Below are 8538 nucleotides of genomic sequence, written 5' to 3'. Positions count from 1 at the left end.
GGCGGCATCACTGGCAACACTAATCATTGCTGCTACCGAAAATTCCGTCGATCACGAATCAGCTTATAGGCGTTATGCAGTTCGCGCGTCTTGTCGGTAGCCTCGCGAACCTGCAATGCCGTCGCACCGCTGCCGGCAATTTTATCCGGGTGATGACGACTCAGCAGGCGCCGATAGGCACGCTTGATCTGCGCCGGCTCAGTGGTGGCTGACACGCCCAAAAGCCGCAAGGCATCCTGATAGGTCGGCGCGTTATTAACCAGGGAGCGCTTCTGCGGTTCGTAGTCCGTCGCCAGTGCTTGCACTTGCTGTCGCGTCCAACCCAGCCATTTTCCCCATTGCGCGATCAGTTCAAGCTCATTGGTCCCCGCACGACCATCCGCCCACACCATTCGCCAGCAAGCGCGCAAAACGCCTTCAGCTGCAAAAGGCTGAGCACTCAAACGCCGCAGATAACCGCGCAGCCGGTCTTTTCCCGACTTGCCGCGATTGAACGCAGCAATCGCCCGGCGCTGCGCATGTTCATTCATATCCAGCGAGTGCATTTCCTGACGGGCCTGCTGAATATGGCCATCCACCACCCGTCCATCGCACTTGGCTAGCCGCCCCAGCAACACGAACAACAGTTCATCGTTGCGTAGCACCGGGGGACCGCCGAGCTTTTCAAGCAAATGCCCCCAGCTCTGCAGGCGCAGATGCCGATCCAGCGCGTGCCCCAGTAATGCGCCGAGCATGGCCCCCGGAATGCTGGCTATTGCAAAGCCTGCTCCGGCTCCAATCAGAGTCCCTGGCCACAGCATGTCAGCGACTCGCTTCTATCAGAGTTTCAACTTCAGCGAGACGCTCGTGAGTGCCGACATCCACCCAATGCCCGTTCAGGTGCTCGCCCGTCACTTGCCCCTGCGCCATCGCTTTGCGCAACAGGGGCGCCAGCTTGAACGCCCCGGCAGCGCACCCTTCAAACAGACGCGGATGAAGGACTGCGATACCGCTGTAGGTCAGGCTGGAGTTGTCCGGCTGACCGTCATGGACCTGCCCGTCGACGAGACTGAAGTCGCCAGTCGGGTGGTGAGCCGGGTTGTCCGCCAACACCAGGTGAGCCAGCCCGGCGATCGGCTGGTGCAATACGCTGAAATCGTAGTCGGTCCAGATATCACCGTTGATCACCAGGAAGGCGTTGTCACCCAACAAAGGCAACGCACGGAAAATGCCGCCGCCGGTTTCCAGCGGCTCACCTTCCGGCGAGTACTGAATGCTCACGCCATAGCGCGAACCATCGCCCAGATAGTCTTCGATTTGCTGGCCGAGCCAGGCATGGTTGATCACGATCTCGGTAAAGCCGCAAGCGGCCAGCGCGCGCAGGTGATACTCGATCAGCGGCACACCGCCTGCGCGAACCAGCGGTTTTGGTGTCGTCAGGGTCAACGGGCGCATGCGCTCGCCTTTCCCCGCCGCCAGAATCATTGCCTTCATGCATTCACTCCAGCGCGCAAACTCAGCAGTAACACATCCAGCTCTGCCAACTCGGGACGACGGGCGACCACGGCTTCTATATAAGCAAAGAACCGCGGTACGTCGGCCAGGTAGCGCGGCTTGCCGTCACGATGACAGATGCGAGCGAAGATGCCGATCACTTTCAGGTGGCGCTGCACGCCCATCAAGTCGCTGGCGCGCAGGAAATCCTCGAAGTCGGACTGCACCGGAATACCTAGCTCGCCCGCTTGCTGCCAATAGTCTTCCAGCCAGCCGAACACTCGTTCTTCCGGCCAGCTGAGGAAAGCGTCCTTGAACAGGCAAGTCACGTCGTAGGTCACGGGGCCATAGACCGCATCCTGAAAATCCAGCACGCCGGGGTTCGGCTCGCTGAGCATCAGGTTGCGCGGCATGTAATCGCGATGCACCAGTACTTTTGGCTGAGCCAGGGCACTGTCGATCAGCACGTCGGTGACCTGCTGCCAGAGCATTTGCTGGGCGGCGTCGAACTCGATGCCCAGCTCACGCTTCACGTACCATTGCGGAAACAATTCCAGCTCGCGACGCAGCAACGCCACGTCATAACTTGGCAGCGGGGCAACCATCGGCAATTGCTGAAAAGCCAGCAGCGCTTGCAAAGCATCCTTGAACAAATCGTCGGCATTTTCGCGATCGATCACGTCCAGGTAAGTCTTGTTGCCCAAGTCATTGAGCAAAAGAAAGCCACGCTCAAGGTCTTCGGCATAGATTTTCGGCACATTAATTCCGGATTTCGCCAGCAAAAAGGCGATATCCACGAACGGTTTGCAGTTTTCCTGGGGCGGGGGCGCGTCCATCACGACAAAGCTTTTGCCCTCGCCTTCCCAACGGAAATAGCGTCGAAAACTCGCATCGCTACTGGCCGCCGTCAACGTGGCCGGGGGGACGGAACCCCAGCCCTGCTCTGCATAGAGGATTGCCAACTGCTCATCGAGCCAAACTTTCAGGTGTTGCAAACGTACATCTTGGTCAGGCATTGCAAGGGTCTCCGACGGCGCTAGCCGTCAAGCGGGTCATGCTTTATTATCCAGCATCTTTTTCAGACCATCGAGAGGCGTGCGGCCTACACCGCGGGCAGATGGCACGCAGGAAGCCCGGACTAATAAGATGGCATTGAAATCCCCCGCGTTTCGTAAAAAATTTCCGTTGTTGGTAACCGGCAGTCTGCTGGCCCTGCAACCTCTTGCCAGCTCATTCGTGGTTGCCGCTGAACAGTTCGACTGTTCAGCCTCTGCTTCGGGTGCCTGGGACTGTGCCCCAAAAACGCCGGCGGCGGTACTGCCACCGCGTCCTGCCCATGAAGGCAGCGCAGTCAGCCCCACTGGTGAAACTACAGCCGAAAGCGGTTCCAGTGAAGACACCGGCGCCAAGCCTGTGCTCGTTACCGAGGCCAAAGGCCGCGGCCTGAAGTCGCGTAGCGCAGACTACAGTCACCTGGACTGGGTTCCACGCGAGAATCTCACGGCAGCGCAATTGGCCGAAACCGGACCTTACTGCTCTGGTTCCTATATCGAACCGATTCGTCCTGGCATGAATGACACGACGAATAAAAGTGACGCTCCGACCTTTATTGGTGCCAAGGCCTCCCGCTATGACACGGAAAACCAGGTCGGTACGCTGGCCGGTGACGTGGTTATGCGTCAGGGCAGCATGCAAGTCGAAGCCGACGAAGCAAGCCTGTATCAGGCCGAGAGCCGTGGCGAACTAAGCGGCAACGTCCGTATACGCGACAACGGCGCACTGCTCGTGGGCGACCATGCCGACGTGCAACTCGACACCGGTGAAGCCAAAGTCGACAACGCCGAATACGTGATGCACAAATCCCGTATTCGCGGTAACGCGCTGTACGCCAAGCGCGCCGAAAACGCGATCATCCGCCTCAAGGATGGTACGTACACCACGTGCGAGCCGAACAGCAACGCCTGGCAGCTCAAGGGCAACAACATCACCTTGAACCCGGCTACCGGTTTCGGTACCGCGACCAACGTGACGTTGCGGGTCCAGGACATCCCGGTCCTTTACACGCCATACATCTACTTCCCGATCGACGACCGTCGCCAGTCGGGTTTCCTGCCCCCGACCATCGGTGCCGGCAGCGATACCGGCTTCTTGCTGGTTACACCGTATTACTTCAACCTGGCCCCGAACTACGATGCCACGTTGTACCCACGCTACATGAGCAAGCACGGCCTGTTGATGGAAGGCGAGTTCCGCTACCTGACCCCTTCCAGCGAAGGTCAGTTCGGCGCCGCGTACCTCAACGACGAAGATACCGATCGCAGCAAGCAGACCGACTACGAAAAAAACCGCTACATGTACAACTGGCAGCACAAGGGCGGCCTTGATTCTCGAGTTTTCACGCAAGTCGACTACACAAAGATCAGCGACCCGTACTACTTCCAGGATCTGCAGACCGATCAAATTGGCGTGAAAAGCGCCGACTACGTGAATCAGCAGGGCTCCGTCACCTACCGTGGCGACAGCTACACCGCTCGCGTGAACGCTCAGGCTTATCAGCTGGCGACCGTTTCCGCCATCACGCCATATGACCGCCTGCCGCAGATCACTTTCAACGGTCAATTGCCGACTCACCCGGACGGGCTGAATCTCGACTACGAAACAGAAGTCGTGCGGTTTGATCGGAGTCTGCAAAACGGTAACTTCACCGACGCAAACGGCAATGTCTCTCCGCAACTGGACACCAACGTTCAAGGCCTGGCGCGCGCCACCGGCGACCGCCTCAACCTTGCTCCGTCCATGAGCCTGCCGATGAACTGGACGTATGGTTTCCTGACACCAAAACTCAAGTACCAGTACACGCAGTACCAACTGGATCTGGACAGCATTGGCAAAAGCCAGATTGCCGCCCAGAATGCGCAACAGGACCAGCTCAACGGCACCTTTGGCAGCAGCCAGAGCCGTGGCGTGCCGATCGCAAGCATCGACAGCGGCCTGTATTTCGATCGCAACACCCAATGGTTCGGCAAAGACTATCGTCAAACCCTTGAGCCGCGCCTGTACTACCTCTATGTCCCTCAAAAGGACCAGCAAGACATTCCAGTGTTCGACACCAGTGAATACTCCTTCAGCTACGCGTCGTTGTTTCGCGACAACCGCTTCTCCGGCTCTGATCGCGTCGGGGACGAGAACAAGCTGTCGCTGGGCGTGAACAACCGCTGGATCGAAGACGACGGTTTCGAACGCCAACGCATCGCCGTCGGCCAGGCCATGTACTTCAAGAATCGCGAAGTCCAGTTGCCGGGTATTGATGCCAAAACCCTTGATTCTGCGCACGCCGGCGTTTCGCCTTATGCGTTGGAATACGAATATCGCTGGAACCACGATTGGCGCACCACGGCCGACTACAACTGGGACCCGGACAGCCGCAGCCCTCGGTCGGGCAGTGCAATGTTCCACTACCAGCCGGAAGACAATCCGAACAAGATCATCAACGCCGGCTATCGCTATCGTAATGACCAGGTCCGTTACGACCAAAGTACCGGTAAATGGCAAATTGGCGGCGACTACGGAACCCCTGGCCAGCCAGGCTTCGTAAAGGACTACTACAAAATCGAACAGCACGACTTCTCGGTGATGTGGCCGATCGTGCCGCAATGGAACGCCATCAGCCGCTGGCAGTACGACTACAACCAAAACCGCACACTGGAAGCCTTCGGTGGTTTCGAGTACGACAACTGCTGCTGGAAAATGCGCCTGATCAACCGTTACTGGGTTTCTTATGACGAATTCAGTCAGGAAGCTCCGCAAAACGAAAAAGGCGACCACGGCATATTCCTCCAAATTGTACTGAAGGGACTCGGCGGCCTCACCGGCGCCAAAGTAGAGAGCTTCCTCGACAAAGGCATCCAAGGTTATCGTGAACGTGAAAACCAAGCTTTCTGATTGTCTGCGCCCGCTGATGCTGGGCGCGCTGCTCCTGGGTACCGCTGCCAATGCCGCGGTAGAGTCCATCGATAAAGTGGTGGCCATTGTCGACAACGACGTGGTCATGCAGAGCCAACTGGACCAACGTGTCCATGAAGTTCAGCAAACCATCGCCAAACGCGGCGCTCTCGCGCCGCCGACCAGTGTGCTGGATCAGCAGGTGCTTGAGCGTCTGATCGTCGAAAACCTGCAACTGCAGATCGGCGAACGCTCGGGCATCCGCATTACCGATGAAGAACTCAACCAGGCTGTCGGCACCATTGCCCAGCGCAATAACATGACAGTGGATCAATTCCGCGCCGCGCTGACTCACGACGGTCTGTCTTACGATGGCGCCCGTGACCAGATTCGTCGCGAGATGATCATCAGCCGTGTGCGTCAGCGTCGTGTGGCCGAGCGCATTCAGGTCTCCGAGCAGGAAGTGAAAAACTTTCTCGCTTCCGATCTTGGCAAAATGCAGCTCTCCGAAGAGTTCCGCCTGGCCAACATCCTGATTCCTACGCCGGAAAGCGCCAACTCCGACACAATTCAGAATGCCGCCAAACAAGCAGATGCTGTTTACCAGCAGCTCAAGCAAGGCGCCGACTTCGGTCAGTTGGCCATCGCCAAGTCCGCCAGCGAAACCGCACTGGAAGGCGGCGAAATGGGCTGGCGTAAAGCCGCTCAGTTGCCACCTCCATTCGACCGCATGCTGAGCACCATGGCTGTCGGCGACGTCACTCAGCCAATGCGTACTCCAGGCGGCTTCATTATCCTGAAGATCCTCGAGAAACGTGGCGGCGAGACTCAGATGCGTGACGAAGTGCATGTGCGTCACATCCTGGTCAAACCGAGCCCGATTCGCGACGAAGAAAAAACCAAGGCCCTGGCCCAATCGCTCTACACCCGTATCGAAGCGGGTGAAGATTTCGGCGATCTGGCGAAAAGCTACTCGGAAGACCCGGGCTCCGCCCTCAACGGTGGCGACCTGAACTGGATCGACCCGAACGTACTGGTTCCTGAATTCCGCGAAGTGATGGCCAAGACTCCACAAGGCCAGCTGTCCAAGCCGTTCAAGACCCAATATGGCTGGCACGTCCTGGAAGTCCTTGGCCGTCGCGCCACTGACAGCACCACCCAGGCCCGTGAACAGCAAGCGATGACCGTACTGCGTAACCGCAAATACGACGAAGAGCTGCAAACCTGGCTGCGTCAGATCCGTGACGAAGCGTACGTAGAGATCAAACTCCCTGGTGCAAGCCAGGCAGCACAGTGAAACGTTTTGCGCTGACACCCGGCGAACCGGCCGGCATAGGTCCTGACCTGTGCCTGCTGCTCGCCTCGCAAGCCCAGCCACACCCCCTGATTGCCATTACCAGCCGCGACCTGCTCCTTGAGCGGGCCGCGCAACTGGGCGTGGCTGTCGACTTGCTACCGGTAACACCGGACGCCTGGCCAGATATTCCCGCGCCCGCCAACAGCCTGTATGTCTGGGATACACCGCTCAATGCGCCGGTCATCGCCGGGCAGCTGGACAAAGCCAATGCGGCTTTCGTTCTGGAAACCCTGACGCGTGCGGGCCAAGGCTGCCTGGACGGGCATTTCGCCGGCATGATTACCGCCCCGGTGCACAAGGGTGTCATCAACGAGTCTGGTATCGCCTTTTCCGGGCACACGGAATTTCTCGCCGACCTGACCCATACCGCGCAAGTGGTGATGATGCTCGCCACACGCGGACTGCGCGTGGCGCTGGTCACCACACACCTGCCCCTTCGCGAGATTGCCGATGCGATCACGCCGGAGCGACTGGAACGGGTCACGCGAATTTTGCACAGCGACCTGCAACAAAAATTCGGCATCGCCCAGCCACGCATCCTGGTCTGTGGGCTCAACCCCCATGCCGGTGAAGGTGGTCACCTGGGCCATGAAGAAATCGACATCATCGAACCTACCTTAGAGCGTCTGCGTGGCGAGGGCATGGACCTTCGCGGTCCCCTGCCCGCCGACACTCTGTTCACCCCCAAATATCTGGAGCACTGCGACGCGGTGCTGGCGATGTACCACGACCAGGGCTTGCCCGTGCTGAAGTACAAAGGCTTCGGCGCAGCCGTCAACGTCACCCTGGGCTTGCCGATCATCCGCACATCGGTCGACCACGGCACTGCCCTGGACCTGGCCGGCAGCGGCAATATCGACACCGGCAGCCTGCAAGTCGCCCTGGAAACCGCCTACCAGATGGCCGAGACCCGTTTATGACCGAGCATTACCAACACCGGGCGCGCAAGCGTTTCGGCCAGAACTTCCTCCATGATGCCGGTGTTATCGACCGCATCCTGCGTTCCATCCATGCCAAACCCGAAGACCGCCTGCTGGAAATCGGTCCGGGCCAGGGCGCGTTGACCCAAGGCCTGCTTAACAGCGGTGCCCAGCTCGACGTGGTGGAACTGGATAAAGACCTGATCCCGATCCTCAATCAGCAGTTCGCCGGCAAGAGCAACTTCAACCTGCACCAGGGCGATGCACTGAAGTTCGACTTCAAAAGCCTGAATGCCGCGCCTGGCAGCCTTCGCGTCGTTGGCAACCTGCCATACAACATCTCTACGCCACTGATTTTTCACCTGCTGCATAACGCCAGCCTGATTCGCGACATGCACTTCATGCTGCAAAAGGAAGTGGTCGAGCGAATGGCGGCGGGTCCTGGCGGTGGTGACTGGGGTCGCCTGTCGATCATGGTTCAGTACCACTGCCGGGTTGAGCACCTGTTCAACGTTGGCCCGGGCGCGTTCAATCCGCCGCCGAAAGTCGATTCCGCCATCGTGCGCCTGGTGCCACACGCGGTACTGCCGCATCCAGCCAAAGATCACAAAGTGCTGGAGCGCGTCGTACGCGAAGCCTTCAACCAGCGCCGCAAGACCCTGCGCAACACCCTCAAGCTGCTGCTGAGCAATGACGAGATCACAGCGGCCGGCGTCGATGGCAGCTTGCGTCCCGAGCAACTAGATCTGGCAGCCTTCGTGCGCCTGGCCGACAAGCTCAGCGAACAGGTCCTACACAAGCCTGCGGATATCTGACAGACCGCAAGTGTTATCGGGTAGGACACCA

General features: G+C 58.9%; 7 protein-coding genes. 4 read left to right on the top strand and 3 right to left on the bottom strand.

Going from position 1 to position 8538, the window contains the following annotated elements:
- Positions 1-32 precede the first annotated feature (32 nt).
- Genes ACM6IR_RS12115 through ACM6IR_RS12105 form a run of 3 tightly spaced genes read right to left on the bottom strand, consistent with a single transcriptional unit; the run spans position 33 to position 2489 of the window.
- A complete protein-coding gene (locus ACM6IR_RS12115) occupies positions 33-800 on the bottom strand; it encodes a TerB family tellurite resistance protein (protein ID WP_414907915.1) in 768 nt (255 codons plus the stop codon).
- 1 nt (position 801) lies between these two features.
- Positions 802-1473, bottom strand: a complete 672-nt coding sequence (murU, locus tag ACM6IR_RS12110; protein WP_414907914.1) for an N-acetylmuramate alpha-1-phosphate uridylyltransferase MurU — start codon at positions 1471-1473, stop codon at positions 802-804.
- Positions 1470-2489, bottom strand: a complete 1020-nt coding sequence (locus ACM6IR_RS12105) for an aminoglycoside phosphotransferase family protein (RefSeq protein WP_414907913.1) — start codon at positions 2487-2489, stop codon at positions 1470-1472. Before ACM6IR_RS12105 ends, murU begins: the two co-directional genes overlap by 4 nt.
- A gap of 130 nt (positions 2490-2619) precedes the next feature.
- Here ACM6IR_RS12105 and ACM6IR_RS12100 point away from each other — a divergent pair, with 130 nt between their 5' ends.
- The 4 genes from ACM6IR_RS12100 to rsmA are packed head-to-tail and all read left to right on the top strand — an operon-like array spanning position 2620 to position 8507.
- Positions 2620-5415: an LPS-assembly protein LptD gene (locus ACM6IR_RS12100; protein ID WP_414907912.1), complete on the top strand. Its 2796-nt coding sequence runs from the start codon at positions 2620-2622 to the stop codon at positions 5413-5415.
- Positions 5396-6712, top strand: a complete 1317-nt coding sequence (surA, locus tag ACM6IR_RS12095; protein WP_414907911.1) for a peptidylprolyl isomerase SurA — start codon at positions 5396-5398, stop codon at positions 6710-6712. The genes ACM6IR_RS12100 and surA overlap by 20 nt, the downstream gene beginning before the upstream one ends.
- Entirely contained in the window at positions 6709-7692 is a 984-nt protein-coding gene (pdxA, locus tag ACM6IR_RS12090) for a 4-hydroxythreonine-4-phosphate dehydrogenase PdxA (protein ID WP_414907910.1), read from the top strand. Before surA ends, pdxA begins: the two co-directional genes overlap by 4 nt.
- Entirely contained in the window at positions 7689-8507 is an 819-nt protein-coding gene (gene rsmA, locus ACM6IR_RS12085; RefSeq protein ID WP_414907909.1) for a 16S rRNA (adenine(1518)-N(6)/adenine(1519)-N(6))-dimethyltransferase RsmA, read from the top strand. The genes pdxA and rsmA overlap by 4 nt, the downstream gene beginning before the upstream one ends.
- The last annotated feature ends 31 nt before the right edge of the window (positions 8508-8538 follow it).

Origin of the sequence: Pseudomonas sp. IT-P253 (genome assembly GCF_949768125.1) — a bacterium.
Taxonomy (GTDB): domain Bacteria; phylum Pseudomonadota; class Gammaproteobacteria; order Pseudomonadales; family Pseudomonadaceae; genus Aquipseudomonas.
Note: the sequence above shows the minus strand (reverse complement) of the source record. Positions and strands in the feature narration are given on the sequence as shown.

What these genes read in the sequence shown, in the direction of transcription:
- ACM6IR_RS12115 (WP_414907915.1), bottom strand. Translation starts at nt 800, where the DNA reads ATGCTGTGGCCAGGGACTCTGATTGGAGCCGGAGCAGGCTTTGCAATA.
- murU (WP_414907914.1), bottom strand. Translation starts at nt 1,473, where the DNA reads ATGAAGGCAATGATTCTGGCGGCGGGGAAAGGCGAGCGCATGCGCCCG.
- ACM6IR_RS12105 (WP_414907913.1), bottom strand. Translation starts at nt 2,489, where the DNA reads ATGCCTGACCAAGATGTACGTTTGCAACACCTGAAAGTTTGGCTCGAT.
- ACM6IR_RS12100 (WP_414907912.1), top strand. Translation starts at nt 2,620, where the DNA reads ATGGCATTGAAATCCCCCGCGTTTCGTAAAAAATTTCCGTTGTTGGTA.
- rsmA (WP_414907909.1), top strand. Translation starts at nt 7,689, where the DNA reads ATGACCGAGCATTACCAACACCGGGCGCGCAAGCGTTTCGGCCAGAAC.